1 protein-coding gene is annotated in these 1,886 nt (G+C 66.0%); it reads right to left on the bottom strand.

Going from position 1 to position 1,886, the window contains the following annotated elements; translation table 11 throughout:
- Positions 1–1,886, bottom strand: a 1,886-nt coding sequence (tkt, locus tag N6G83_RS54280) for a transketolase (protein ID WP_260524428.1), incomplete at both ends; no start/stop codon positions are given.

Raw genomic sequence — 1,886 nt, 5'->3', positions numbered from 1 at the left:
GCCACCACGTTGTCCACGGTGAAGCCGAACTCGGCGAACAGCTGCTCCGCCGGCGCCGACTCACCGAAGGTGGTCATGCCCACGATGGCGCCGTTCAGGCCCACGTACTTGTACCAGTAGTCCGCGATACCCGCTTCCACCGCCACACGCGCCCTTACCGCCGCCGGCAGCACCGACTCGCGGTACGCCGCATCCTGCTTGTCGAACGCGTCGGTCGACGGCATCGACACCAGGCGCACCTTGCGGCCCGCCGCGGTCAGCGTGTCCGCCGCTTCCACCGTGATGCCCACTTCAGAGCCGGTGGCAATCAGGATGACGTCCGGCGTGCCCGCGCAGTCTTTCAGCACGTAGCCGCCGCGGTACACGTTCGCCAGCTGCTCTGCGGTGCGCGGCTGCTGGGTCAGGTTCTGGCGCGAGAACACCAGGGTGGTCGGGCCGTCGTTGCGCTCGATGCCGTACTGCCACGCCACCGCCGATTCCACCTGGTCACACGGGCGCCAGGTGCTCATGTTCGGGGTCACGCGCAGGCTCGCCAGCTGCTCCACCGGCTGGTGGGTCGGGCCGTCTTCGCCCAGACCGATGGAGTCGTGGGTGTAGACGAACACGTTGCGCAGCTTCATCAGTGCCGCCATGCGCACCGCGTTGCGGGCGTATTCCACGAACATCAGGAAGGTCGCCGAGTACGGCAGGAAGCCGCCGTGCAGCGCGATGCCGTTGGTGATGGCGGTCATGCCGAACTCGCGCACGCCGTAATGAATGTAGTTGCCCGCCGGGTCAACGTTCAGCGCTTTCGAGCCGGACCACATGGTCAGGTTGCTCGGCGCCAGGTCGGCAGAGCCGCCCAGGAACTCCGGCAGCACCTTGCCGAACGCTTCCAGCGCGTTCTGCGACGCCTTGCGGCTGGCGATGTTGGCCGGGTTGGCCTGCAGTTTTTCCACGAACGCTTTGGCGTCGGCTTTCCAGTCGGCCGGCAGCTCGCCGTTCATGCGGCGCTTGAACTCGGCAGCCAGTTCCGGGAAGGCCTTGGCGTAGGCGGCGAACTTGTCGTTCCAGGCCGCTTCTTTGGCCTGACCGGCTTCTTTGGCGTCCCACTGGGCGTAGATGTCCTGCGGGATTTCAAAGGCGGCGTATTTCCAGCCCAGCGCTTCGCGGGTGGCGGCCACTTCGGCGGCGCCCAGCGCGGCACCGTGCACGTCATGGGTGCCGGCCTTGTTCGGCGAACCGAAGCCGATAACGGTCTTGCACATCAGCAGCGACGGCTTGTCGGTCACCTTGCGGGCTGCTTCAATCGCGGCCTTGATGGCGTCCGGGTTGTGGCCGTCAACGTTGCGCACCACGTGCCAGCCGTAGGCTTCGAAACGCAGGGCGGTGTCGTCGGTGAACCAGCCGTCGACGTGGCCGTCGATGGAGATGCCGTTGTCATCGTAGAAGGCGGTCAGCTTGCCGAGCTTGAGGGTGCCGGCCAGGGAGCAGACTTCGTGCGAGATACCTTCCATCATGCAGCCGTCGCCCATGAAGGCGTAGGTGTGGTGGTCAACGATGTCGTGGCCAGGGCGGTTGAACTGCGCCGCCAGGGTGCGTTCGGCGATGGCGAAGCCGACGGCGTTGGCGATACCCTGGCCCAGCGGGCCGGTGGTGGTCTCAACGCCTGGGGTGTAGCCGTACTCCGGGTGCCCCGGGGTTTTGGAATGCAGCTGACGGAAGTTCTCCAGCTCGCGCATCGGCAGGTCGTAGCCGGTGAGGTGCAGGAGGCTGTAAATCAACATGGAGCCGTGGCCGTTGGAGAGCACGAAACGGTCGCGGTCAGCCCAGTGCGGGTTAGTCGGGTTGTGGTTGAGGTAGTCACGCCACAGGACTTCGGCGATGTCCGCCATGCCCATAGGGGC

It is taken from the genome of Serratia sp. PL7, from assembly GCF_945957435.1.
This window is presented reverse-complemented; position numbering and strand designations above follow the sequence as displayed.